Source organism: Bradyrhizobium xenonodulans, from assembly GCF_027594865.1.
Lineage (GTDB): Bacteria > Pseudomonadota > Alphaproteobacteria > Rhizobiales > Xanthobacteraceae > Bradyrhizobium > Bradyrhizobium xenonodulans.
Genome location: NZ_CP089391.1, coordinates 6,949,224 through 6,973,944 on the forward strand (window position 1 = coordinate 6,949,224; position 24,721 = coordinate 6,973,944).

The following is a 24,721-nucleotide window of genomic DNA, read 5'->3' on the forward strand; positions in this document are numbered from 1 at the left end:
CTCTTTTTCAATGAGACTGAGGAAGTGAGCAGATGGCGAATCCTTGCTCGCCCAATGCCGGAATAAGCCGGGAAAGCGCCTCGAGGGTCTGATCGCGACCGCAATCGATGGCTTGTTCGCGCTCGACGGGAGGACATCCGTCGTGCAAGAGCACAACAGCACCGGGCCGGACCGACGCCAGCACTGCGTCAACAATCGCCGGAACGCCTGGACGAGACCAGTCTCTCGGGTCTACTGACCAGTGCAAGGGAACCAGTCCAGCTCTGGTTGACATCGTGAATACCTGGTCAGTCCAGATGCCATACGGAGCACGTATGTGCCGCAGTGACGCCTCGGGACAAACCGTCCTGATGACGTCGCTCGCCGACTGAATCTCATGTTGCACCTCAGCTGGTTCGCATCGGGAGAGATCGGGATGTGTCATCGTGTGGTTTCCGACTTCATGCCCTTCTGCGATTATTCGTTGGATCAGTTTCGGGTGAGCTGCCGCGCACGTCCCGATGACGAAGAAAGTCGCCGGAGCCTCGTGCTCGGCAAGAACATCAAGGATAGACGCCGTCCAACGTGGATCCGGACCGTCGTCAAAGGTCAGGTAAACGTTACGATCTCCGGTGGCGCTAACGTGCTCGCTTCGCGCTTCCGACAAGCGGCCGGGGCAGGTCACAGCTCTGGCCCGTTCCGATCGATCATGGTCCCGACCGGCCATTCGCTTATCGGACGTCCGATTGGGAAGACCAGAACTACCAAGTCGTCGTCGGTACGGGTCGGCGGCAAGTCGAGATGAATATCCGGCCGCGTTGAACGCACGCTCACTCCCGGCAAAACCGTCGCGAGACCCTGACGGCCGACCAGCTTGGTCACATGCTTCTGTAACGCCTGCCGTACTGCACCAAAGCCAAACGGGACCGCGAGCTGCTGCAGCACCGGATACATCACCCGCATTGAGTGCGTGATCCCCAGCCCCTCCAGATCCGGACGAACACCGTACAATCCTAGCTCAGCCACGAGCAGGTCGACGTCCCCGACTTTGATGAAGCGGCGCAGTGCGCCGATATGAGCTGCGATGCCGTGCGCATCGTAGCCGATGACACGAATCTCGGGCCTCGCGCCGGCCCAGCTTCGTCCGCCTTCGAACGGCTTTGCATTGAATTCACCGGTCGGCCCGTACGTCTTACGAAAGAACTCGGACAGTTCGATGTGTTCAGCAAGTTGCAACTCGTTTTCCCAGCACACCCTCCACCGGACTTTGGAGTGCGTGGAGAACACTCCTGTATCGTTGGATATGGCAATGTTCATGGTGGTCCCCGTTGCGACGTTCGATATTTGATCTGGTACTTTGTGCACGCGCGTCACTCATTCTCGCAGGCGCATTCATGCGCCAACTGGACACCTCGGCGCGCGTTGGCCAGTGCCCACCGGTCGGAGGAGCCGCGTTCACGATGCAGATGACATTGAGGCGGGGCGCCATTCGCATGAGATCGGGCGGATATTTCAGCCGCGCTTTGGGCAGATCGCCTTGGAGCCGCGATCCATTTGGACGCGCCGCCAGCGTGCTTGACATCCGTAAGCGGACCGAGGAACGGCGGGGTCGCGTTCGAGATGAGCCGCGGTGGATACTTAGAGGATGCTAGATAATCCCTCTCGGGGCTGGTCCAACGATTAATAATCATTGTGGTACGCCTCACTCCGATCCGACGTTTTTGGTATCTCGCACTGCATCAAATTGGTAAAATCGATTGTTTCTATGGTAGACATCCACGGGCTGGATACTTCCCACCATGCGTTTCAAAGGGCTTGATCTGAACCTTCTCGTCGCGCTCGACGCTCTGATGACGGAGCGCAATCTCACGGCGGCAGCGCGGAGAATCAACTTGAGCCAGCCGGCCATGAGCGCGGCGGTTGGCCGGTTGCGTTCCTACTTTCGCGACGATCTATTCGCGATGAGAGGCCGAGAACTCGTCCCGACACCACGCGCCGAAGGACTCGCCGGCCCAATTCGCGAAGCCCTGCTGCACATCCAGCTGTCGATTATTTCGCGGGATGCGTTTAATCCAGCTCTATCGGACCGCAGGTTCAGGATCGGCGTTTCCGACTTCGTCATGGTCGTGTTTTTTCAGTCCATCGTGGAGAGAGTCGCACGGGAGGCACCTGGCGTTGCGTTCGACTTTCTGCCCCTCGCCGACGACCCCGATGAGCTTCTCCAGCGCGGTGAGATCGACTTCCTTGTCTTGCCGGAAATGTACATGTCGCGCTCCCATCCAAGAGCGACGCTGTTCGAGGAAAAACTCGTATGCGTGGGGTGCCGGAGCAACAAGCAGTTCTCACGCAAGCTGACGTTCGAGAAATACATGTCGATGGGACACGTAGCGGCTAAATTCGGGCGTACCCGAAGGCCTTCGATCGAGGAATGGTTCTTGATTGAGCACGGTCTCAAGCGACGCATCGAGGTTGTCGTGCAGAGCTTCAGCATGATTCCACCCATGCTCCTGGGCACTGCTCGTATAGGCACGATGCCCTCGTTGCTGGCCAGGCATTACGGAAAGACGACGCCCCTGCGGATCGTCGATCTTCCGCTGCCAATTCCGTCTTTCACAGAGGCCGTTCAATGGCCGGCCCTTCACAATACCGATCCGGCGAGCATCTGGATGCGGACAATATTGTTGGAGCAGGCTTCGCGCATGCCTTCGGCGCGCGCGACTGCAGCAACTCGAAAGGCCTTGGTAGAGCATTCGCCTTCCAAGTGAATGGAACACTATTGCAAAGTTCAGATGTGAACTGAAAGCGACCTGCTAGTGAACGGCGGCAGAAGGAGCCAAACGTTCTCTTGTTGCATCTTCGCGTTCAACTGTTTCGCCCCGCCATCCGAGCCGGCGCATGACGCCGAGCCGAGAGCGAAGGGCTGCGCAGACGCAACACACTCGGGCTGCTGATGGCGCCAAGTGTGTTGCGTCAACATCACCCAGTCGCCGCGACAATTTGACGACGCCCCACTTTGGTGATAGCCGCGCAGTCCCGTCGTTCTCGTCGACATGGAATGTGTCGCTTGCGATAGTCTCTAGGAATGGAGCCAACATGTCATTGGTCTCTGACAGTGCTGATCGATGTCGATCGACGACGAAATTGCGAATCAGTTGGTGCGACTGGCGAAACGCAATTTGCGGCCGATTCACATGTCGAACACGTCAAGGGCTACACGGACGTCCAAGTTGATCTCGTTCCAGATCATGCGAAAGCCGCCTCGCGCCTGCGCCAGCCGGTGTCCCCCTGAACTCACCACCGCGCAGATATCAGCCGGTGATCCCGCTCCGGTATCCGCATGGCACGGGAATGATAGTTCGAAAGTCGTTCACCCCTCGCGCAAATGAGCGCCTGCTCTCCCTCAATGACGGGCCGCAAACCACCCGCCCTCATCGGTCTTCTCGCTTGCCATCACCGCGCACCGCCGGCCCTCGCGGTGATCGTTCAGGCGCCGCGATGCGCTGACCCGAACAGTTCGCCGTCAGTTTCGCGCACCAGTCAGCTGGGGATTCCGCAGAGCATTCGATTGCTCAGATTCGTCTGGCATCGGCTGCCTGGATTTCAGGCAAGGCAAGTCCGTCGCTGTTGCACAACCGCGTCACTTGAGTGCGTATCGCGCCTTCCTCGCTGAACGGCGCCGCTCTGTCGTCTTTTCGCCCAACGGCGCGGTCAAGCGCCTCGGCCAGCTAACGATCACAAACAGGGAGCCGAACATTGCTGCAGTATAGTGGTGTCTACGATCCGGAAGATCTCACGGTCCTCGGCGCGATCTTTGATAAAGCCATCGCGTCATTGCCGGCATCTATGCGAACGCCTGAAAACCGGATCACAATCGCCAAACTTGTTTTGGAGCGTACAGCAGCAAGCCAATCCGGCTTGGCGTCCCTTATGCTCCTGCTCGACGCCCTACCATCTGCCCACTCGGTTGAGCGGCGATCGGAGCAGAGCCAGCCTGCTTGCGCCAGAATGGACGACTGCCCAACCAGCTAATTCAAGTAGCTTGATTCTCACGTGACGTCAGGTTGTAGGCTTGCCAATTGAACATCATGATCAAAGCTACACCACGAAGGCGTCGCTGGCGCATTGGAGAACTTGCGGAGGCTACCGGGGTAACGGTACGCACGCTGCATCACTACGAGCACACGGGTCTGCTCAGCGCGTCCGAACGCACGGACGGCGGTCATCGAATGTACGAACGCGAAAGCATTCAACGAGTGTCGCAAATTCGAGCGCTGCGCGAGCTCGGCTTCTCGCTGAATGATATTCGCACGGCAATGGGAGGAAAGACGTCACTTACTGACCTCCTGCGCAAGCATTTGGAGCAAATTGAACTTCAGGTCACGCGCACGACCCAGTTGCGGGATCGTTTGCGTAACATGACGACGGACTCTGACACGCAAGTCAGCATGCATGAGCTGCCTGCTGCTCTGAATGCAGCTTCGCGCGCTGAAGCGCGCCCCCAGACTCCGCGATGCACGTGCGCGCTCGGCGCTGATCGAGAAGAGCGCTGGCGAAAGATCCGGGATGAGTTGCGCGATTGTGTCGATCGTGGCGAGCACCCGTGCAGCGAGCGGGCCGCTTCCGTGGCGCTGAAGGCGCGCGCGCTCATCACAGAAATTGCGGGAACCGACCCGGCGGCCTCAACCATGCTGAAAGTTCTTGCGCGACTGAGCACGCCGCGCAACCTGGCCGGCTGGAACCACAGCCTGATGCAGTACCTTGATCTCGCAATGGCCGCATTGCAGGACAGGTACTGACGCAGCCGCCGATTCAGATGCGTCCTTCATTTAAATGATTGGCGGCCGCACGTCGCGACTGCTGCGTTTCCGGCTCGGCCTCTTCCTTCCGTGCCTCCCCATCAACCTAGTTGCTGTCGCTCCTTCCACGAGAACCGCTCGCGACCTCGAGAGATGCGTCTCTCGAACAGGCTTGAATCGGACGTAACGTCAGATTGTACGATGGAATCTGGCTGATACCGGATTCACGCGCGGAACGCTCTCACGGGCGAGGGTTGCCCTGGCCCCGTACGCCTGGTTTTCCAAGCTGCGTTCTCGGCGTTCGACAAGCAATGAAGGATCGTTATGGCGCTACCAGAGTCTGATCAGCGCGTTTGCGCCGACCGCGAGTGCGGTTCGAGCCAGCTTTCGTCTGACCCTGTCCGAGTGCCTGCCGGAAGAAGGGATCTTTGGGGCATCCTTCGGCCCATCTTTCGCTTACCACGGCACGCGCGCGAGCACCGGGCGGAGAACGGCTCACAGCAAGGGCCGCCGGTCCGACGGCTGTCATTATTCGACGCCTCAGCAAAAATTTTTCAAGGCAAAACCAGCCACAAACTCAAGCCCGCATGGACTCTCATAATGTCAATCCATGGCGCCATTTCTCTCGCAGCTATTCCACTCCTTGCTTTGATGTCCGTTGCATCTGCGGCCGACGTCAATATTGCTGTGGCAGGACCGATGACTGGAAGCAATGCCGCGCTTGGAGCGCAGATGCGGGACGGTGCTGCTGCCGCCGTCGATGATCTGAATGCGTCAGGCCTCCTTCCAGGAACTAGCGTCGCCGACGACGCGTGCGATCCCAAGCAGGCGGTCGTAGTCGCCAATCGGCTTGCATCAGATCAGGTCAAGTTGGTTGTTGGCCACTTTTGTTCTTCCTCGTCGATACCGGCTTCCAACGTTTACGACGAGGCGCAACTTATTCAGATATCACCAGGATCCACCAATCCCGCGCTCACAGAGCGTGGCATCAAATCCGTGTTTCGTATCTGTGGGCGCGACGACCAGCAGGGTGTCGTGGCGGCCGAATATATCCGACGGCATTTCCCCAACACCAAGATTGCCATCCTTGACGACAGGAGCACCGCTGGTAAAGGCATCGCCGATGTCGTTGCGGCTCATCTTCGGGAGGTTGGGATATCGGATGTGAAGCGACAAAGTTACGTGGCCGGGGAGAAGGATTACATGGCCCTGGTTTCGAGGATGAAAGCGGACGGAATCAAACTTGCTTACATCGGCGGCTACTACAATGAGATCGGGCTGATCGTGCGTCAGGCCTCAGAAGCAGGTGCAGGTATGACCGTGATGGCCAATGATCCTCTGATGACCCACGATTTTTCGATGATCGCGGGCAAAGCCGGAAACGGAACACTGTTCACCTTTATGCCGGATCCCACCAAGAATGCTGAGGCGGCGAGCGCCGTGGCACATCTCAAGGCCTCCAACCGGTCTTCGGAAGGTTATTCGCTTTACGCCTATGCGGCTGTGCAGGCATGGGCGAAGGCCGCAAAGCGCGCCGGCACTTTTGATTCATCGAAAGTGGCAGCTGCGCTTCGTTCGCAGCCAATTGACACGGTGATCGGTGCCGTCCGGTTCGACGCCAAGGGCGACAATTCGGCTCCCGGCTTCAGTGTCTACCGTTGGCAAGACAATATCGCCGAACAGGCCGAGTGAATTGATCGCAACTCATCACGGTTCGATGGGTTCATTCAGCCGCCCGATACCCTGATGCACATGTCAAGGGGACGAGCGCACGCTCGTGATTTTCCCACCCCCTAACGGGACTTCCTCGGCACTCTCACTAGTCGAGCCAGCTGGTCAACTGGTGCGGTTCTCCGCGCTTGTTGACCTGGGCTGCACCACACCAAAACGGAGGCTCTCCAATGCGTAAGATATTTGTAGCTTGTAGCATGCTTGTTCTCGCTCAAGCTCAAGCCAGTGCTCAAGATTCCCACCTGCTTGCCGCGGTGGAGGAACATGCCGCGCCAGGTGAGGCTGATGATCGATCGCCCCAAGCAATGTCTGCAAGGAAGCCATTTGAAACGCCAGAGGCTCCAACCCCAGTTCCGACTGATACTGCGGAGTTTGGGTCCATTGACGCGACCGTCACGTTTCTGGCGGACGTATATGGACCCGCGCCACAAACGTCGCAGCGTCGCACTCTTCGTTACGAACAAGCCAAGAGATATATTGACGCGCATCCGGGTACGCCTGGCGTGCTGTTCATCGAAGACGTCATCGACCATCGTGGCTCGAACGGCATAGCACCGCAACACGAACTCGAGTATCGGGAGACACCGGCTCACTACTACGTGGGCGGCGGGACCTTAAACGACACAGTATTCGGGTTCGTTGACGGACCGTATCCTCCCGTGTGGACGATTGAAGCGGCACCGGTCTATTCGAGCCTCATCTATGTCGACGCACAAGGCAGCGAGACATATGTTAGCGAGAGCAAAGTCCGGCAGATGAACGATCTCGCCCCCGAGCTGCTGGACGAGATGATGCGACGCCAGGATGCGGATCGACGTTATCATGCCAGTCAAGGCTTTCTGGCAGATGAGATTCAGCGAGCCGCGGATAACGGCGACAACTTGCGGCTGGCCCAACTCACCGAGCAGCAACAGCAAGCACAAGCTGCGCATTGTGCGGCGATGCAGATGCGTCAGCAGCGCGACGCGGAGATCGATCGGATGTATGACCTCAACTTGAAGGCCGACGCCGGTACGATCAGCGCTCCCGAACGAGGGGAACTCGACAACTTCTCCAAGCGATCTGAGTTGATCGAATCGACTGCACCGATTTCTGGCCGCGAGGCCGCCGGTCCTCCGCCAACCAGCTGCCCATTGTGTCGGAGCACAAACATTGCGGTGTTGCGAAGTCGACATTTTACCGGGACATTCCAGTTTACCTCTAGCGATGATCGGTCTGTGGTCGTGGCTTATCGCCACGGCCACGCAGGTCCCATTGGCGTGCTGATCGGTGTGCCGAAGGATCTGTCAGGACCGATATTTGGTAGCTGGACCAACGCGGGAATGACCTTGCCGCCACCCCAGAAATGACAGCGGTTTGGACCGCCGCCCAGCCTTGTCTGCGCAGGCACGATCAGGACTGATCCGTCACTGCCCGTGCGAACCTAAGCCCCTGCTTGCTGAAACACTCGGCGTCCGCTTAACCCTTCCTTGGCGGTAAGGAAGCTGCGAAATTGCCCGCTCACGGGCACAGTTCGCCACGGCGACGTGCGACTCGAGGCGAAGTCCACGTTTGTGGGTTGCACATCCCGGCCAGGCCGGTCGTCCCTTACCGAATGATCCGGTCGGTGCAGGGGGGGCCGGCCATTCAAATGAGGTTTTGGCGAATGGCCTTTGCAATTCCGTGGGTCCGGTTCGAAGTCCCGAGCTTTCGTATCGCGTTCTTGAGATGGAAGTTGACTGTATTCTCGCTCACCTCGAGTATCTTGCCTATTTCCCAGGAGGACTTGCCCTCTCCCACCCATCGCAAGCAATCTTTTTCCCGCTCAGACAGGGCAACTTCGCAATTTGAGCCACTAGCGGAGGGCCGCGAGATCTCCGCAAGGGCAATGTGGAAGTGCCAGGCCAGTACGTTGAGATGACTCATCTGGCACTGCGGATCAGCATCGTCGAACGGGGATGCAAAGGATGCCAGAGCCACTTGGCCCAATGGTCCGTACAACGGCACGCTCATACCGTGCTTCAGACCCGCCTCTTTGGCTTCTGCGAGTACGCGCTGCTCGCTGGGTTGCAATTGACATTTTTTGGCAAGTTGATCCCACAGGAACGGCCGCGAAAGCGTTGGCGCCCGTCGTACCACCGGATCGATGACACGGTACTTGCGTTCAACGTACCGGCCGCACCAATCGGACGGGAAGGTTACCGTTACCCCGGAGGGCAGATATTCAGGCAGACCACATGCCTCCGCGAAAGTGAGGGCTCCATAAGCGACTTCACTGAAGCCTTTCTCGCTCGCACAGCTTACGAGAAGGTCGAACAAGACCTTGATTGAGTGAGTTGCCTTGGCGCATTCGATGAAATTGAAAAGATCCATGTAGCGCCTCACGAGGCCCCACGGCCCAAAAGTCGTACTGCGTCATTGCGCGCAGAGCTTGGTGAGGGCGGGCGTCGTTCACTCGCCCTCACCGTTGGGCTTGGCGTCCTTGCAATGCGAGCGCTCGAGCGCTGCGGCACGCAGTTCCAGAGCTGGGTAAGCTCTCCCGAAACGCGCTCGGAAGGGATAGGCGCCTCGAAGCAGCGACGAGTCGAGAAGGCCGCGGACGCGTGTCGACGGATTAAGCCCGCCACGTCTTAACTGTCGTGTGGACAGCTGCGATTCGGCTCGTCGCAGCGCGCAGGGCCGGCTATCATGAACAGTGAGAGTGGCCGCTATCGGACTGCCGGCGAGCTCCTCGCTGAGTTGAGGATGACCGACTTCTAAAAGAGTGCGGTTGTGCAATCGCAGGCGCCATAGCGGTGGCGGAGCCTCGGGATGCCTATTTGCGTTTCCGCAACCCGGATCCACGGTAGAGCAAAGCGCTTCCGCTCTCTTTGTTCGATGCTGGTGAAGACGCCCTCGGCGAGCCGCACGAGATGGCCGTTGCCGAAGACGAGAACCTCGCACAAGAACCGCATGCCATCTCAAGCGCCAATGACCAAGCGTTTCAGCTCGTCGCACGCGGACCCGCGCGCAGTTGCAACTTTGCTTCATCGAGACGAAACGGTGCATGCGGGACTCCGGAACTTCCGAGCTGACCCTTAGGACAGCAAGTGTCGTACCAATTCCCGGCAGTCATGCATTCACGTCTGAAAGCCGTGTGTTGCGCCACTCGTCGGTCGTTCGGCGGGTCGGAGGATCGAAGCAACTCGGACATTCGTCCGAATGCGACACTGCGCTTTGCTACAGAAGCGACATTTGCAGGTCAGCAAAGCTGCCGCCAACAACAAGATACGTAGCCTGTCTGCGGCACAAGGCAGGCGCACAAGGGGCGCCCCTGTAATCCCATGCGCGGCGAAGCCTATGGTCGAGAGCTGCTGAGCGCGGCCGACCGCCAGAGCGGGCGCCGTTTCAGTTCCAGCCAACAACCATCGAACATCCCGGTCCGGCACCAATGCTCTGCGTTGCGATCAGCGATCGCGCTCCCCCTCGATGGCACTGCATACTCAGCCGTTGGCTGGTCGACTTGCGGATCGTCGGCCAGCTCGCCTTGACTGGATGCTGGACGACACACGCGGCTGAATGGCCGCTACCTTCAAGATCTGTATGATAGACCGGTGCTCATCGCACGAGGAACGAGCTGTCGCCGACCTGCGCGGTTTCCGACAATTTGGCGTGACGCGCTGGCAATCTGAAGCGGCACTACTCCTCGATTGGGCTTATCAAGCCGCGATCGTGTGTCACGCGGCGGACCAAACGTCGCAATGGTTGCTGCCAACAGGCCCGGTTGCGTTGCACCAGATACAGAAAGTGTGACGACGGGGATTGTGCCGCGGACCAGCATCGCGTCATCCTGGAACGTTACCTCGCGCCAAACGGGAATGCGCCATAATCCAAATGCGCGACCCGCGAGCAACACCCTCGGCGCCGTTTACATCCGACGTACGCCGAGGGCTTTTGCGTGCACGGACAGTGACTCCGCTCGCAAACTCACATCAACTCTATTGGTTGTTCATTGCAACTCACCGGTATTAGGACCGACGAATTCCAGAATCGACTCTGCCTTCTGAACCTCGTGCGCGAGGCGCTTGAAGATTCGAATGGCAGACGCCGGCGTAACAAGGAGTCCAACTCTCTTGCAGGCGAGCTCGAAATGATGCGCAACCTGTTCGTTACTGGGGGCAACCCGGGTCTGAAGCGCGCATGTAGTTAGCGAGGCGAGCATGTGTTCGACGACATCCATTTCAGCCTGACTCACCCCTCTTCCTTCTTTCAGCTGTTGGCCCGCCCGCAAACGTCATCTCGCGAATTGACGGCCAAGTTATGACCGACAAAACAGCGAACCGTCCTGCGGCGGCGCCAGCCTTGCGACGGCCCTAGCATGATGTGCGCTCATTTCACAACCCCGCGGTGGCTTATGTCGACGCTCATGCTGCACACTTGGCTACGCAATGTCGCTCAACTGTAAAGCCGTCGACACGTCCATCAAGGTAACACTTCAGTCGAAAGCTCGCTCTCTTGATTCGACCGAGGCACGATGCCCTCTTTCGGCCAAGCTGGTCCTGCCGCCGATCCAGTTTGTCTAGCTTTCGCGACCGCTCTCGTTTTGCCCAAGATATCTCTGCGTGGTCCCCTCGCCTGCAAGCGAGCAGGCGGCATGTGACGCCCCACCGTTGGCTCTCTATTGCCCATACGCGATAGACGCCGAACGTGCCTGGCGTTCCGAGTTCAAACCTGACGTCACGTCAGATCGACGACGACGGCCGCAGTCCGGATTCTCCGAGCTGTTAGATGGCCGCAAACCTGACGTAGAGCGCTGCCACGTCAGACCTCGCTCGCATAAATTTGCAAAACTTCGACGACCTCTTCTTTCTGCCATGTTCACGTCTAAAGCAAAGACTGTCGATCGCGCCTCGCGGTTGGCATAGCGCGTGTCTTAAAGGGAATTCGATGGCGAAGCCGGTTGTGATTGTGGTGGGCGCGGACAAGGGTGGGGTCGGCAAGACGACCGTATGTCGGACGCTTCTGGACTATTTCAGCGTGAACAAGGTGCAGACCCGCGCCTTTGACACGGAGTCACCGCGAGGTACGCTGAAGCGCTTTCATTCCGACATCACTGAGATCGTCGATATGACGACGACGGCAGACCAGATGAGGATCTTCGACACCCTGAACGCCGGGCTATCGGTCACCGTGATCGACGTCCGCGCAGGTTTGCTATCGGTCGCTCTGAACTCGTTGCGGGACATCGGGTTCCTGGATTCAGTAAAGTCTGGTCAGATCACCTTTGCCGTCTTTCATATCCTTGGCCCTTCGATCGCCTCTCTGGACGAGATCGCCGAAACTTCCAATTTCATGAACGGCGCGAAATACTTCCTCGTCAAAAATTTCATAAATGATACCCAGTTCTTCCAATGGGATCAGTCGACTTACGACTCGTATTTTCGCCGCATCAAGGGCGCCACCGAACTGACGATTCCGAAACTCAACGAGATGGCCTATGAGCAGGTCGAGGTCGCTTCCGTTTCGTTCGTGAATTTCGTCGCAAACAAGGGACCGCTCGATGAGATCGCGAACTACTCCTTTGTGCTGCGGGGCTATGTCCGGCACTGGCTGGCCAACGTCTGGTCCGAGTATGACCGCATCAATTTGACCGATGTGACTGGCGCCACATCAAGGCCCCGCAGCAGTGAAACGTAGCCCTTTTGGTATGCACCTTGGGGAATATACGAAGTCGTGTGATGTCGCTGGAGATGCCGCCCACGCCGGTCTACATCATCTGCTCTCCCGGCCTGCAGGTCGGCAAGACTCTGATCGCGCGGCTCTTGAGCGAGTTCTTGTTGCTCAAGAACGGATCGGTGCTCTCCTTCGACATCAGTTTGAGGGAGCCGTCGCTGGTCGATTACCTGCCCACAATTACCGAGACGGCAGATGTGACAGACACTTGGGGCAAAATGCAGTTGATGGACCGGCTCATCCTGGACGACGGGGTCGCGAAGGTGATTGATCTCGGTTTCCACGCATTCGACGAGTTCTTCAAAATGTGCATCGAGATTGGGTTCATGAGGGAGGCGGTACGCAACCAGGTTGCACCAATCATCCTATTTGTCGGGAGCGCCGATCGCGTCTCCTCAAGGAGCTATGAGGTGTTGCGGCACCAGATCCGGGCACCAGCGCTGATCACCGTCCATAATCAGTTCGTGCTGCGCGGCGAGTTGCCCGAAGCAATGGACCGCGCTCCAGTGCTGCGCATCTTCGCACTGCCGCAATTTTTGAAGACCTATATCGATCGCCTGACGTTTTCCTTTACGGGGTATTTGCGCCACGAGAAGGATTCGACCACGGAGCTGCATCAATGGATTCGGCGGAATTACACCCTGTTCCGAGACCTCGAATTGAGCCTCATGCCGGCGCGCTCATTTTGAGGCCAAGCAATGAGTCGCTGACCCGTGCAGTCGACGGGCCCTTTCCATCTTGAAATAGGAGACGTGGACCGACGAGGTCCAGCGTCCGGGTGCATTGGGCCAGGTGCCAACCGCACACATCCGATCACGATCGTTCTCTCATTTGTGCCACCAGCGACGCGGCCTCGGACGGTCCGAGGCCGACGACGCCTATGAAGGATGCCGGTGGCCTTGGAATATTCTCACGAATGGGCTTCCAGAGGTGCAGGCAGTACCTGCTGTTGTTCACATATTGCGAGTATGGCGGGTGCAGCTGCATCACGCATTCCTCTTCATCCCAAAACAGGTCCTTGACGAAGCACATCTCTTCCCAGTTCGGACAACGCCGCGGCGTCGAGACGGAGACGTGCTCCCATCCCGGACGGACCAATGCTGCGATCTGCAGTTTACAGCCGCAAGGTCCTTGAACAAAAAAGAGACCACAAGGACCTGACCCTGGCGCGCTGGCGAACTGCCCATGCTGTACGCGGCCGGCCTCCAATCTATCTATGATCTGCGCTCTCACGCGTCCTCCTTGGCTTTTCAACTCATCTGAAGTCGGCGCACACGAAGGTTTCGCCGGTGCTTCATCGACTTCACCCAATGCTACCGCACATAGGTCAGCCTGAAACAATCCCAATACGTCATCTATGTGGCCGCGGCCGTTGAGTTCGTCAGGTCAATCAAGCTCGCGCTCGCCATTCGTCGCTGCATCACTCTCTCTCGAATGACCAGTCTGTGGGAAAGTGGCGTTCAGGGACGCATTCCGAAAGACCTTGGGCAGCTTCAGATTCGAATATCCCCGCTGGGACGCGTGGAGCAAGAACCGAATCATGGGCTGCGAGCGCGTCAATCCAAGATGTTGCGGACTCCAAACCGCGGGATTCGAGCAACTCCGATATTGCCTCACATGAGTTTGGTTGACGCAAACGGAAAAGACCGCCTGCGCACCGCTTAGCATTCAGGTCCGGTTCGTGACGAAGATGTCGGAAACCGGACCCTAAGCGCGACACCATTTGCCGCGGCGACGCCAAACCCTAGGCTTTCTTGCGTCAACGAACGCCTACAGCACCGCTTCCTGCGGCACGCCAATTGCTGAGCGGAATATGCGGCAGCGAGCGCTGCGCACAGCCCACCAACGCGGGATCTTTCGATGACACTTGGTCAACCCACGCAGATCAACACGCGGACGACTCGCGGCTTGGCAATTGTCCGAGATGCACTTGACGGTCGTCGCAATCACGATCGAACCGATACCTGCCTCGACCAGTCCGGAGATTGGCCAGAGCTAGGCTTGGCTTAACGTCCCAATCGGCTGTCGATGAGGTCGGCCGGGCGTTGGCCGCTCCGATCTTCAATTTGGGAGCATCGGGCCGTTTCGCCTGGGCATGGTGACATCCGATTTCGCGCGGATGCGACGCTCGCCTCGATTCACTAGGGATAGATGAGTGCTGATGATGCACTGGCGTGAACCAAGACGACGCCTGATCAACGCGCAGGACGCGCTGCGAGCGGCGCGTTGTGATCTCCCCCTGAAGTCGGGCACGCGACAACTTTGGTCGCTTGCGGCAATTTTCGCCGCGCTTGTCTGGATGAGCATCTACGGGCTTGCCGGGGTTTTTCGATGGGCGACTGCAATCCGCCACAGGTGCGTGCTGCGCTTAATGCGCCGACGACCCGGCTCGCCGAGCCTCGCCCGCGCCAAAGACAGATACAAGTGAAGTGGGCCATCGCGTTTTCGGTAAGCTTGTGGGCCATGCTTATCGCTTACTGCGCTGACAGTCCTGAGGCGTTCATCGCGGCGAGTCTTGCCGCAGCGGTAAGCCTGTGCCGACTCTTGGACTAGCCAAGTACCAGGAGAATGCGGAAATCTTCCGACGACAGTTGCGCACGAGCCTCTTTTGCGGCGTCGGGATGGACCGCCTCACCCGCCTCGGGCTTGTCGGCGTTCATCTTCGCTCGGCGACCACGATTACCGTCTTGGGACATTCAGCCCCGCTACTGGAAGATGGATCCTGAGCCGCAGCACTGCTCGGCACGTGCCGCGCCCTGGTCCCAAGAGGTCGGCGGTCGATAGCAAGGATGAAAACGATCGCAGTGTCTCAACATAAAAAAGCCCGACGCCCTCGGAGCAGGCTGGAGGTGCGTCGGGCCCAACCTGGCGAGGTTGGGGGCATCGACGTGCCGCTGAGGGAGCCCACGTCCATGCCCACGATGATTGTTGCAAATGATGTGCCGCGGAAATTGGCAGAGAGGTTTCGCGACGATCATTGAATGTGTGCCGCGAGGTGTCGTCGGTACTCCTGCATGAAGGTCTATGTCTCGCCTGCCCGACAACGTCCGAAGTTCTACGAACCCGATACGACGTGCGTCGATGTTCAACACGGCCAGGGATGTCGCATGCTGGTTGATACAGCTCATTGTGCGTCTCTCGGCTGAGCAGCACGAAAAAGCCCGACGCGCCTTGCCGGGTAAAAAGGCGCGTCGGGCCGGCGAGGCATAGGCGCTGGAGAGCCTTTCCCCTCAGAAGGCTTCAGCAAAACACGTGCCACCCTGAAGGCTGCCGCGATGATCCGTCGCGTCTCAGGATGGGCGGGGGTGACGCGCGCGCTCACTTCCGGGTATGCGAGCCTATCCGAACGTCTAGTTCGATGCCGCTGGGCGACAGCACGCGTTGTCGTCGCATTGCTAGATCCACTTAAAAGATCCATCGAATTCGAGTCGGTGAGACATCCTTCAAATTCCGGAGATCGAAGGCGACGTGCGGAGCATGGGCGCGGGGTGTTAGGGGTGCGGGCGCATGGGTCGAGGTCACTTCAAATGCTGCGGGCCAGAGCCGAGAGAGATCTTCTCGGAATGCCACCCGAATTGAAGATAGTCATTGCTCCTCATCGGCAGCTCTTCTTAGTCTTTCCCGCTCGTCGGCCCACCGTTCCAGCTTTTGATATTCCTCGGCGATTTTAAGCAGCTTGGCCTTTGACTTTGGACAATCGAATGACTCCGCCTTGGCGAGCGTCGCTTGAGCTCGCTGCCGCCAGTGTGTTGGACCGCTCGATGGGCCTTTGCGCTTCATGGAAGTGGATATGCAACCGCTAGACCAGGTGAAGCGGCGTCCAACATCCGTGCTGATACGTAGGAACTTCTCGGGCGTAGGTCACAATATCTTCAATATGGGAAGCGGCGCCATTTTCGGTCAGCGCGGACGTTATTGACGAAGATCGTTGGCGGAAATGCTTGAGACGAAACGCGCGGGTCCCGGTTGTCTGAACGGACTCTCCGCGCTGACAAGTGAAGAGTCGTCGGCGGGTGGGCCGCCCTGCGGACCAGGATCTGGTGACGACTTCTGCGCAGCGAATTGTCCGCGGAACGGCGTGAGCCCGAACACGCTCGCACGACGTTCATGGGGGCTTGAATCGCACGTGGCGTCAGATTGTACGGTTTTCGGATCAGGCGGGCGGGCCTTTGCTCGCCCTCGATCTCTTCCCGCGCAGTCACAGGGGGTTGCACATGTCTTGCAGTTTCGGGAGGACGGCGCACGGGCTGCCGGTACGGAGTGGACCTGCGCATGACTGGCGGACCGCGGCGTCACAGACGTGCTGCGGACGACAGACCCTTTGGATGATGGCGTTCCTCGGGTCACTGCGCCTCGTAGCTCCGCCGCCGTTGATCGGTCGTTTCGTGCTCGTGACCTCGGGTCCGATCGGTCGTCCGTCAGCTACAGCATGCGCAGGACGTTAATCCCGGCTGCAGTCGCAGCCGCCACAATGGTCTCTCAAACGATGACGACCGCTCGATCGGCCGATCAGAGATCGTCGGGTATGCCGGCGTTCGCGGTGTCGGCGTCTCCGCACCTCAAGCTTGACCGTCCGGCGCTCGCTCCTATGGCATACACCATGTTCTGCCTGCGTTATCAGGATGAATGCCGCCTCCGCCTCCTGTTTCGCGGCGGTCCGGTCCTCCTGACCGAGGCGCGGTGGGCAGATTTGAAAGAAGCCAACCGGACCGTGAACAGCGCCATTATCCCGGAAGCCAGTGAACCCGGTCCCGCGGTGGAAACCTGGCTCATTGATCCGGAGCGCGGTGACTGCAACGACTACGCCGTCAGCAAGCGCCACAAGCTTCTACAGCGTGGATGGCCGCCGCGAGCGCTGTTGCTCGCCGAGGTCGTGACCGCCTCGGGCCAACATCATCTGGTTCTGGTGGTACGGACTAAGAGCGGCGACCTCGTGCTGGACAATCTGACCCCGCAGATCCGATCGTGGTCGCGTGTTCCCTATCGCTGGGTTCGAGTTCAGTCGCCAGGCGCTCCGCGATATTGGCGTACTATCGCGCAGCGCGGCGAGTAAGCGCCTCACGGAGGAGATCGGAAATGTCCCGGCTAGCGCCACGGGCGCACTGCAGATGATCGAACCCCGGGGTGACTTCGTTCAGCGCGCCACCGGTCGGTCTCCGACCGGCGCCGCAACTGATCTGTGGTCCGTGCTCTGATCGGCGGCCGTCAGCTATGGCGATATCGCCTGCAATCAGACCGCATTGCGCGCTGGTGAGATCGCTCTCTCAAGGCCCGTTTTGATTGATCCATTCTCCTTGTCCCTTGGATATTTGCCTAGCGTGGTCGCGCGTCTTGGATCTGCGGAGCTTCGTAAGCAGAGCCGGCGGACATCACGCCTCTTTTGGCCGCTCCGAGACAATATGGATGATCACGATGAATGAACATCAGAGCCGATCGGACGCTCTCACGGACCGCTATTTGCAGGTGCCGTGGGGATTGTCCTTCGCCAGACCGACGGAACGGATTCGCCATTGCTGTGCCCCCGCATCGTATTCCCGACTCATTTCGAGAAGATCGGCTTCTCAGCCGCGATGGGCTGTTGGCAGCAGCAGACGAGATGCGTGGTTTGGAGCGAAAGGGCAGATCAAGCGGATCGAGCACGCTGAACCGTATCAGGAGAGTTCACCTATGCGCTGCCCGAAATGTGAGGCCGACAAATGGTATGAAGTTGCAACGCACGATCCCTGGAGCGGTCGGCCGGTGATCGCCTGCAAGATCTGCGGCGAATATGCCGAGCTCGAGGCGCTCAAACGTGAGGATGCGCACGATGTGATTACCCGGACGCTGGCGGCTGACTTGGTCGGTGAGGGGCAGGCTGACGCGCGGGCCATTGCGAGCAAGGTTCTCCAGGCGCTGGAGAATGCCGGCCTGACAATCAGACGCTCCTGACGCGATTTCCCTCGACCCTACCTCATTCCGTCCCCGCGGAACCAGACACGATCGGGGTCTCGTTGCACTGGCATCCGCGGACGGGCTGATGTCTGTCAAGACTCGATGATCGGTCGCAAAACTGAAGCCCGGCCTTGTGGAGCTTGACGGGGCGTGTGGAAGTGCCCGCAAACGTGGTCTCGACCGTTAGCCATGACGATGGAGCCTCTTGTCTCAATGCCGGTGATTGCGAGGAGGCACATTTCGTTGTTTTGAAAGTGAAAAAAGCTCCACTCGGCCATCGAAAGGGCTTGAACCTTACGCTGCGTGAGATTGTAGGCTTGCGGTTGCGGCGAAAGCTGGCTTGGCTTGCCACCGCCGAGATTATTGAGCCGCCAGAATATCTGGCTATTCGCTTGACGTCGGCGGCTGTTGCTAAGGAAGAACCGATGATACCCGGGCGAATGACGACAACGCTCACCTCAATCGACCGCATGTTTCTGAAGATTCGGGAACTGATCGATACAGACGACTCGATCCCGCTTGAGCTTCGTGCGTCGCTGCACACGACGCTGGACAAACATCTTCGCCTGGCAAAGGAAGGATTCTTCAAGGCGCCTGCGAGGAGCCAATAAGCGGCTTGCGTTGCCCGGCTCCTGCTCGGTTTGCCCGAGGAGCCCGGTTTTCGGTGAAGTTGTCCGAATTCACAACTATTTCCGCGGTAGCAAACGTGGACTTTTGTGACAGTTTGCTTTAGCGGGCTTCACCGCACGCCGATATACTTCTGCGTTTGGATGCTGACGCGCCAGTTGCGTACAGTTGCCTCTCGGATGCACAGCTCCGTCGCTTTCCGGCTTTGGCTCAATGGTTGTAGCCATATCTCTGGCTTGAGCGCGTGCTCGATAGGCAGGCTCAGCAGGTTTTGGATGTCGGCAGGCTTGCCCACCGGGTGTTTGATCTCATTGGCACGCAGCAAGGTCTCACCCAGAACGGATCGCCGACCCGGCATGCCAACTTTCGGACTGACGGTCACCCATGTGTAGGGATGCGCCTGAATGGCTTGGGTGCCCGATGTCTCCAACTGCACCGAGAATCCGGAACCGACAAGCAGCGTGGTCAGTGGCCGCAGGTCGTACAGCGCGGGCTCGCCACCCGTAATCACGACATGCCGGGCGCTGAACGCCTGCACAGCGAGCAGGACGTCCTCCGGCGACATCATGGCCCAGGTGTTGGTGTCCTCGGTCTTGATCATCATGTCGGCTATCGACACCCGCCGCTCTGAATCGACGAACCAAGTGTGCTTGGTGTCGCACCACGGACACCTGACCGGGCATGCCTGCAACCGTACGAACACGGACGGCGTGCCTGCCTTGCAGGCTTCCCCCTGGATGGTTTCAAATATTTCGTTAATCGGCAGCACGGCCTGCCTCCCGATACATGGCGCTGTTCGCGCCGTGCTCCTTCACCTCGACTGACACCAGCCGGCAACGCGGAGCAAGTCCCTTTTCCGACAACCAGTTGCTGCCGACGCGGTAGACGTGTTCGGCAAATTTTTCACAGCCAACTGCCGGCAGGACAACGACGTCTGCTAAGCCGCGCCGTGCGGCTTCGCGAAACCATTCGAGCTCGGGGTCGTCCGCGGCCACGACCGTCTTGTGGTCGAACGTACCTTCGAGGATCGCCCTCAGCTCTTTGAGGCCGCCAAAATCGACGACCCAATTCTTGTCGTCCAGGGTGTAGGCTTCGAACTCGAAACGAAACGACAACGAGTAGCCGTGCAGCAGGCGACAATGCGACTTTGCGCGCCACTGGCGGAACGTGGCAGATAGGCCGACCTCATGGCCGTATGTCTTCGTCGATAAGTATGCCACGTCTAGTCCTTGATCTGCGCCATAAATTCGGTACGCATTGCCTTGCTGTCGCGGAAGGCTCCGCGCATGATGCTGGTCGTCATGATGGTTCCGGTTTCGCGAACACCGCGCCAGACCATGCACTGATGCTGTGCCTTGAGGACGACGGCCAATCCCTTCGGCTTGAGACGGCCCTCGAGCTCGTCCGCCAGCATGAGGGTGGCTTCCTCTTGCAGGTGGGGTCGCGACAAGATCCAGTTGGCGAGGCGCACAAACTTGCTGATACCGATCAGCTTGTCACCAGGCAGAACACCGACCCATATGCGGCCGGTGACGGGGACAAGGTGGTGGGCGCACGCAGAACGTACTGCGATAGGGCCAAGCGAGTAGACCGCATCCAGACCGCTGTCGTTCTGACACTCCGTGACCTCGGGCGCGGCCTCAAAGCGGCCGGCAAACACCTCGCGCACGTACATTTTGGCAATTCGCTTCGCGGTCCCCTGCGTATTGTGGTCGTGATTGGTATCGATGACCAGGGCATCCAGTACGGCCTGCATGTGCCGCTCGACCTCGGTCTGTATCACCTCAATGTCACCGGGCAGCAGGTGTTTTGCGATGTTGGCGTTTGGCGCAAACGACACGCCAGCTTCGAGGAGGCGTTTACGAATTGCCTGCGTTGAGCTTATCAAAACTTCCTGCCTGACACTTTGCCCTGTTTCCGCCGAGGACTGATCTGCAGTCCGATCGCGTGATCCGCCCCCGCCATCTGATCCGTCGGCCGAAAGAACTGAGAAATGGCCGCCTGGAGAAAAGGCATTTGGGGCATAACCTGCGATTGAGGGCACTTCAAAGACCGGACGCTAGTCAGCGGTGCAGGCGAAGCTTTTCAATGCACAAATTCGATACATTTGAGATGAACTCCTGGGGTGGTCGCTCCGAGGACCGCAATTGTTGAAATGGGTCTTCTCATCTCTAGCAATCAGCATGCCGGATACGACTCTGCGCGAGGTTGCCCGAAGAAGACCACGGGCTTTGCACCGCTTGCGCGGATGGGATACGCCGTCGCGTTCGTCCCCCGACATGGGCGTCTTCGACCCGACGGCGACTGATACGACGATACGGCCACTCTTCTACGACCCAATCGACTGCCAGAGACATGACGCCCCCTAAGTGGGGCTGAAGTCCGCGGCCGAGCGGCTCGATGTGGAAACCAAGAGGCGAGGCAAGATGCAACGCCAGAAAAGGAACGTCTCGGCCGCAAATGTGCGAGCCGCCTTCGCACCGACATAGTGGGGGCCAATCGCCATATGTGGTTGACGCTCCCGTTCATTGCAGCGCATCGGCTCTGAGCTTCACGCTCTCAGATGCTTCAGCATCGAGTTGCAGGCCTGCTCGGCGTCGGCGAACGTTGTGAAGGGCGAGCCAGCGATCTTGATTGCACTACGACTTCGATGAAGCGGGCGCCATGACGCCACATAGCCGGGACGTCCGCGAAAGCCGTGGCCTGCGCGGCTCGCATAAGCGATCACGAAGGAGAAGCCATGTCCGCTTGCACTCCACACGTCCAAATGCTCGACGGCGCAGTGGAATCGCAGGATCATCGCCACTCGTAGCCTGCAACTTTCGGCTTAACGCTCTGTCCACCCACCTGCGCTGCCCCGGCGTAAGCTCGTCGACGGCCGCTGCTCGTCCTTGCCGATCGCCCGAACCTCTCCCCGGGTCATGAGCCTCGGGCGAGAGCGGCAAGCTCAGCTTCAAGCTTGGGCTTCTGCTTGAAAATGGTGTCGATCAAGGCTTGCGCCGGCTGCTCGGCAGCATCCACGATGGCTGCCTTCTCTGCGCGCGCCGAGGGCGCGAAGACGCGTTTAACAACGGTGGGCGAGCCCCTGAGACCGCATTTTGAAACATCCTCGACGCCAGCCTCCTGGGCGTTCCATTTTACAATTGGCGCTCGAGCGGCGCGCAAAGCATCTGCCATTGCGCCACGGCGAATCTGGTTGGTGGCCTCCATCATGGTGATGAGCGACGGCAGGCTTGCGCGCAGCACCTGGGTGCCGCCCTCGCAGCGCCGCTCCGCTTCGATTGTGCGCGCGGTGAGATCGATGGTCATGATCTTGGCAACATAGGTTAGCTGTTGCACAGCAAGCCGCCTTGCGATACCAGGCCCGACCTGCGCGGTGTCGCCATCGATCGTCTGCTTGCCCGTGAATATGAGGTCAGGCTGGCCATAATCCTTGCCGATCTTGCGGATGGCGGTCGCGAGTGCGTAGGTGGTTGCCAGGGTGTCCGCACCCGCGAAGCAACGGTCGGTCAGCAGCACCGCGCGATCGGCGCCAAAGGTGAGGGCTTTCCGAAGAGTGTCCTCGGCCGAGGGTGGGCCCATTGTAAGGACGGTGATCTCACCACCAAACTTGTCGCGCAGATCGAGCGCAGCTTCGAGCGCGAACAAATCGTAAGGATTGATGATGGTGGGCACACCCTGACGCATGATCGTGTTGGTCACAGGGTGCACGCGGATCTGTGCGGAATCAGGGACCTGCTTGATGCAGACGACATTGTGCATGTGCTTCTCCAGAGACCTTCGAAATCCACAGAAAGCACAGCAAATGTCGTACCATTTGCGGTTTAAGGCATGAGTCGATGTAAACAACAAGTTCTGAGAGCCTGACGTGCTCCAACACGTGCAGACGCATTTCGGACATTCGTCGTCATCGCGACAGCGCTATGGTCGCACCGCCCCCACACCGCTCAGAAACGCTTGATCTCGATGCCGTATTTCCTCAGCGCGTAGCCAATCTGGCGGGGAGTAACGCCAAGCAGGCGCGCCGCCTTTGCCTGAACCCAACCCGACCGCTCCATGGCCGCGGTGACGCGCTCGGGATCGGTCATCTGTCCGGTACTTACGAGCGCGGCGCCGGCTGGACCCAGCCCAGCCTGCGCGTCCCGGACAGGCGGGACAGCGCCGGCGGTCGACCGACCAGCTTCAGCGCTGCTCGGCTTCGGGGCCCCTGCGCAAGTTGGGCGCGCATGCGGCGCCACGTCTTCAGATCCCCCCTTCCACAGCATCGCCGAAAGGCACTGGCCGTGGCAGCAGGCGAAGTCGTCTCTGCAGATCGAAGGTCCTGGGGCGAGGGTCGCTGTCCGCTGCACGCAATTTTCGAGTTCACGGACGTTACCCGGAAACCCGCAATTCATCAAAACGTCCGTCGCACCTTGATCGAATGTCAACGTGCGGCCGTTTTCGCTGTTGAAATTCCTGAGAAACTCGGCGGCGAGCAGCGGAATGTCGCTGCGCCTTTCGCGCAGGGGCGGCAGCAGCAAGGGAACCACGCTCACACGGTAATAGAGGTCAGCGCGGAACCCGTTATTTGCGACCGCTTCCTCCAGGTTTCTGTTCGTAGCTGCAATGACGCGAACGTCGACTTTCATGGTCTGATTGCTGCCGACACGCTCGAATTCCTGCTCCTGCAGGACGCGCAGCAGCTTTGCCTGAAACGAGGGCGAGATCTCTCCGATCTCGTCCAGAAACAGCGTACCCTTATCGGCCAGCTCAAAGCGCCCCTTGCGCGAACTGAAGGCGCCGGTAAAAGCACCTTTCTCATGGCCGAACAATTCGGACTCCAGAACGGTCTCGGGGAGCGCCGCACAGTTGAGCTTGATGAACGGCCGCTTGGAGCGCGCCGAGAGGGCGTGAATAGCCTTGGCCACCAGCTCCTTCCCGGTACCGGATTCGCCGCGCAGCAGAACCGTGCTATTCGATTTGGCAACCACCGCGATCTTGTCGAGCAGCGCGCGCAGCGCCGGACTATCGCCAATGATGCCTTCCACATTGACCTTCTTGCGCTCGCGAGCGGGTTGTTGGATTTCGGCCAATTGCTTTTGCAATCGATCCTTTTCCGCCATCAGTCGCTCGCGGTCTGTCGCAAAGAGCCGATGCAGCTTCACGGTCTGCCCGACCAGATTGGCGATCATGGTGAGAAGTCTGACGTCGTATTCGAGCCGTATGCTTGAGCTGTCGTCCAGAACACGGTCGATGGTCAGCGCGCCAACTGCTTTCGCGTCGATCCGAATGGGAACGCCGATGAACGACACCCGTGCGTTATCGCTGGCACCGAGCACCTCGAGGTCGGCCGTCGTGAACGCCGAATGGACTGCGATGTCCTCGGCCACGAGCGGCATGTCCGTCGCCACGATCTGATCAATCGCTTTCGGTGGGAGCCGCGTCCGGTACCGCTCGTCGCTGCCTTCGGTCCAGCCGACGCCGACCGTAATGTCTGGCTGGCCATCATGGTCGAAAAGCGAGACGATGCCGTGCCGCATCTGAACAAACGAATGCAGAATATCCACGACGTTGGCCAACGTGAGCTCGAGCCGGCAGGGGGCGGCGAGTATCTTCGAGATTTCGAAGATCCCGACAATGGCGCTTTCGTGCAGCGTCACAATGGGAACAGTTTGGCTCGTCTCCGACACTGAGTCAGGCCTTTCGTGTGCGGAAGCGATGTTCAACATGACGACGTCTCCGTTATTTTCAGCATCCTCCCTACCATCTTGTTTGGATTTTGCGAGTTTGATGCTGCGCCTGATGCTCGTGCGCAATTCAGGTCGCCAGCTAGACATAGCGCTCTTTCATGGCACTGCTATAAACGCATCGTGGTCCTAACGTCCTTGTTATGAGGTCGTCCTGTGTTCACAGTGCACGGCACGAGTTCCATGGACCTGCATCAACGATTTTCCGACTCCATCTGTAGCCGACCGCGAGCCGTCGGC

General features: G+C 59.0%; 20 protein-coding genes. 10 read left to right on the forward strand and 10 right to left on the reverse strand.

Translation table 11 applies throughout. From position 1 onward, the window contains the following. Window positions 1-7: 7 nt before the first annotated feature. Window positions 8-706: a chitooligosaccharide deacetylase NodB gene (nodB, locus tag I3J27_RS33035; RefSeq protein WP_270163074.1), complete on the reverse strand. Its 699-nt coding sequence runs from the start codon at window positions 704-706 to the stop codon at window positions 8-10. Next, entirely contained in the window at window positions 661-1,296 is a 636-nt protein-coding gene (locus I3J27_RS33040) for a NodA family N-acyltransferase (RefSeq protein ID WP_049823391.1), read from the reverse strand. Before I3J27_RS33040 ends, nodB begins: the two co-directional genes overlap by 46 nt. A 482-nt stretch (window positions 1,297-1,778) precedes the next feature. Between I3J27_RS33040 and I3J27_RS33045 the strand changes: the two genes are divergently transcribed. The 4 genes from I3J27_RS33045 to I3J27_RS33060 all read left to right on the forward strand — a co-directional run bounded on the left by I3J27_RS33045 (window position 1,779) and on the right by I3J27_RS33060 (window position 7,855). Then, window positions 1,779-2,744, forward strand: a complete 966-nt coding sequence (locus I3J27_RS33045; RefSeq protein ID WP_270163075.1) for a LysR family transcriptional regulator — start codon at window positions 1,779-1,781, stop codon at window positions 2,742-2,744. Between the two features lie 1,320 nt (window positions 2,745-4,064). After that, window positions 4,065-4,775, forward strand: a complete 711-nt coding sequence (locus I3J27_RS33050) for a MerR family transcriptional regulator (RefSeq protein ID WP_270172932.1) — start codon at window positions 4,065-4,067, stop codon at window positions 4,773-4,775. 600 nt (window positions 4,776-5,375) lie between these two features. Further along, window positions 5,376-6,467, forward strand: coding sequence for a branched-chain amino acid ABC transporter substrate-binding protein (locus I3J27_RS33055; RefSeq protein WP_270163076.1), 1,092 nt, complete (start codon window positions 5,376-5,378; stop codon window positions 6,465-6,467). 209 nt (window positions 6,468-6,676) lie between these two features. Then, window positions 6,677-7,855: a hypothetical protein gene (locus I3J27_RS33060; RefSeq protein ID WP_270163077.1), complete on the forward strand. Its 1,179-nt coding sequence runs from the start codon at window positions 6,677-6,679 to the stop codon at window positions 7,853-7,855. A 277-nt stretch (window positions 7,856-8,132) separates the two neighbouring features. Here I3J27_RS33060 and I3J27_RS33065 read toward each other — a convergent pair whose 3' ends face one another. Continuing rightward, entirely contained in the window at window positions 8,133-8,858 is a 726-nt protein-coding gene (locus I3J27_RS33065; RefSeq protein WP_027544409.1) for a helix-turn-helix transcriptional regulator, read from the reverse strand. A 2,553-nt stretch (window positions 8,859-11,411) separates the two neighbouring features. Between I3J27_RS33065 and I3J27_RS33070 the strand changes: the two genes are divergently transcribed. Further along, complete coding sequence (locus I3J27_RS33070; RefSeq protein WP_027544405.1) at window positions 11,412-12,161, forward strand: P-loop NTPase family protein; 750 nt, start codon at window positions 11,412-11,414, stop codon at window positions 12,159-12,161. A gap of 53 nt (window positions 12,162-12,214) precedes the next feature. Continuing rightward, window positions 12,215-12,886: a hypothetical protein gene (locus I3J27_RS33075; RefSeq protein WP_270172933.1), complete on the forward strand. Its 672-nt coding sequence runs from the start codon at window positions 12,215-12,217 to the stop codon at window positions 12,884-12,886. 124 nt (window positions 12,887-13,010) lie between these two features. Here I3J27_RS33075 and I3J27_RS39400 read toward each other — a convergent pair whose 3' ends face one another. Further along, window positions 13,011-13,430: a DUF7694 domain-containing protein gene (locus I3J27_RS39400; protein WP_461619526.1), complete on the reverse strand. Its 420-nt coding sequence runs from the start codon at window positions 13,428-13,430 to the stop codon at window positions 13,011-13,013. Window positions 13,431-14,352: 922 nt separating this feature from the next. On the opposite strand from I3J27_RS39400, the gene I3J27_RS33080 reads away from it, so the two are divergent. The 4 genes from I3J27_RS33080 (at window position 14,353) to I3J27_RS33095 (ending at window position 18,739) form a co-directional block, all read left to right on the forward strand. Further along, window positions 14,353-14,625, forward strand: a complete 273-nt coding sequence (locus tag I3J27_RS33080; protein ID WP_270163078.1) for a hypothetical protein — start codon at window positions 14,353-14,355, stop codon at window positions 14,623-14,625. Window positions 14,626-16,722: 2,097 nt separating this feature from the next. Continuing rightward, on the forward strand, window positions 16,723-17,250 hold the full coding sequence (locus I3J27_RS33085; RefSeq protein ID WP_270163079.1) for a transglutaminase-like cysteine peptidase: 528 nt from the start codon (window positions 16,723-16,725) through the stop codon (window positions 17,248-17,250). Between the two features lie 359 nt (window positions 17,251-17,609). Continuing rightward, complete coding sequence (locus I3J27_RS33090; protein WP_270163080.1) at window positions 17,610-18,125, forward strand: hypothetical protein; 516 nt, start codon at window positions 17,610-17,612, stop codon at window positions 18,123-18,125. 173 nt (window positions 18,126-18,298) lie between these two features. Next, window positions 18,299-18,739: a hypothetical protein gene (locus I3J27_RS33095; protein ID WP_270163081.1), complete on the forward strand. Its 441-nt coding sequence runs from the start codon at window positions 18,299-18,301 to the stop codon at window positions 18,737-18,739. Window positions 18,740-18,867: 128 nt separating this feature from the next. Here I3J27_RS33095 and queE read toward each other — a convergent pair whose 3' ends face one another. The 6 genes from queE to nifA all read right to left on the reverse strand — a co-directional run bounded on the left by queE (window position 18,868) and on the right by nifA (window position 24,463). Continuing rightward, the gene (queE, locus tag I3J27_RS33100) at window positions 18,868-19,524 is read right to left on the reverse strand and encodes a 7-carboxy-7-deazaguanine synthase QueE (RefSeq protein ID WP_270163082.1); all 657 of its coding nucleotides are present in this window, start codon (window positions 19,522-19,524) and stop codon (window positions 18,868-18,870) included. Continuing rightward, on the reverse strand, window positions 19,511-19,975 hold the full coding sequence (locus I3J27_RS33105; RefSeq protein WP_234684934.1) for a 6-pyruvoyl trahydropterin synthase family protein: 465 nt from the start codon (window positions 19,973-19,975) through the stop codon (window positions 19,511-19,513). Before I3J27_RS33105 ends, queE begins: the two co-directional genes overlap by 14 nt. A 2-nt stretch (window positions 19,976-19,977) precedes the next feature. After that, window positions 19,978-20,595, reverse strand: a complete 618-nt coding sequence (gene folE, locus I3J27_RS33110; protein ID WP_270163083.1) for a GTP cyclohydrolase I — start codon at window positions 20,593-20,595, stop codon at window positions 19,978-19,980. Window positions 20,596-21,306: 711 nt separating this feature from the next. Further along, window positions 21,307-21,555: a hypothetical protein gene (locus tag I3J27_RS33115; protein WP_027544397.1), complete on the reverse strand. Its 249-nt coding sequence runs from the start codon at window positions 21,553-21,555 to the stop codon at window positions 21,307-21,309. A 119-nt stretch (window positions 21,556-21,674) separates the two neighbouring features. Continuing rightward, window positions 21,675-22,517, reverse strand: a complete 843-nt coding sequence (locus tag I3J27_RS33120; protein WP_027544396.1) for an electron transfer flavoprotein subunit beta/FixA family protein — start codon at window positions 22,515-22,517, stop codon at window positions 21,675-21,677. 185 nt (window positions 22,518-22,702) lie between these two features. Beyond that, window positions 22,703-24,463 carry a nif-specific transcriptional activator NifA gene (nifA, locus tag I3J27_RS33125; RefSeq protein WP_270163084.1) on the reverse strand — a complete coding sequence of 587 codons (1,761 nt, stop codon included), beginning with the start codon at window positions 24,461-24,463 and terminating at the stop codon, window positions 22,703-22,705. Window positions 24,464-24,721: the final 258 nt, after the last annotated feature.

Coding starts and splice junctions, on each gene's coding strand:
- I3J27_RS33045 (WP_270163075.1), top strand. CDS start 1,779: ATGCGTTTCAAAGGGCTTGATCTGAACCTTCTCGTCGCGCTCGACGCT.
- I3J27_RS33120 (WP_027544396.1), bottom strand. CDS start 22,517: ATGCACAATGTCGTCTGCATCAAGCAGGTCCCTGATTCCGCACAGATC.
- I3J27_RS33090 (WP_270163080.1), top strand. CDS start 17,610: ATGAATGAACATCAGAGCCGATCGGACGCTCTCACGGACCGCTATTTG.
- I3J27_RS33065 (WP_027544409.1), bottom strand. CDS start 8,858: ATGGATCTTTTCAATTTCATCGAATGCGCCAAGGCAACTCACTCAATC.
- I3J27_RS33075 (WP_270172933.1), top strand. CDS start 12,215: ATGCCGCCCACGCCGGTCTACATCATCTGCTCTCCCGGCCTGCAGGTC.
- I3J27_RS33070 (WP_027544405.1), top strand. CDS start 11,412: ATGGCGAAGCCGGTTGTGATTGTGGTGGGCGCGGACAAGGGTGGGGTC.
- I3J27_RS33085 (WP_270163079.1), top strand. CDS start 16,723: ATGCCGGCGTTCGCGGTGTCGGCGTCTCCGCACCTCAAGCTTGACCGT.
- I3J27_RS33040 (WP_049823391.1), bottom strand. CDS start 1,296: ATGAACATTGCCATATCCAACGATACAGGAGTGTTCTCCACGCACTCC.
- I3J27_RS33050 (WP_270172932.1), top strand. CDS start 4,065: ATGATCAAAGCTACACCACGAAGGCGTCGCTGGCGCATTGGAGAACTT.
- I3J27_RS33055 (WP_270163076.1), top strand. CDS start 5,376: ATGTCAATCCATGGCGCCATTTCTCTCGCAGCTATTCCACTCCTTGCT.
- I3J27_RS33060 (WP_270163077.1), top strand. CDS start 6,677: ATGCGTAAGATATTTGTAGCTTGTAGCATGCTTGTTCTCGCTCAAGCT.
- nifA (WP_270163084.1), bottom strand. CDS start 24,463: ATGTTGAACATCGCTTCCGCACACGAAAGGCCTGACTCAGTGTCGGAG.
- nodB (WP_270163074.1), bottom strand. CDS start 706: ATGGCCGGTCGGGACCATGATCGATCGGAACGGGCCAGAGCTGTGACC.
- I3J27_RS33115 (WP_027544397.1), bottom strand. CDS start 21,555: ATGATCCTGCGATTCCACTGCGCCGTCGAGCATTTGGACGTGTGGAGT.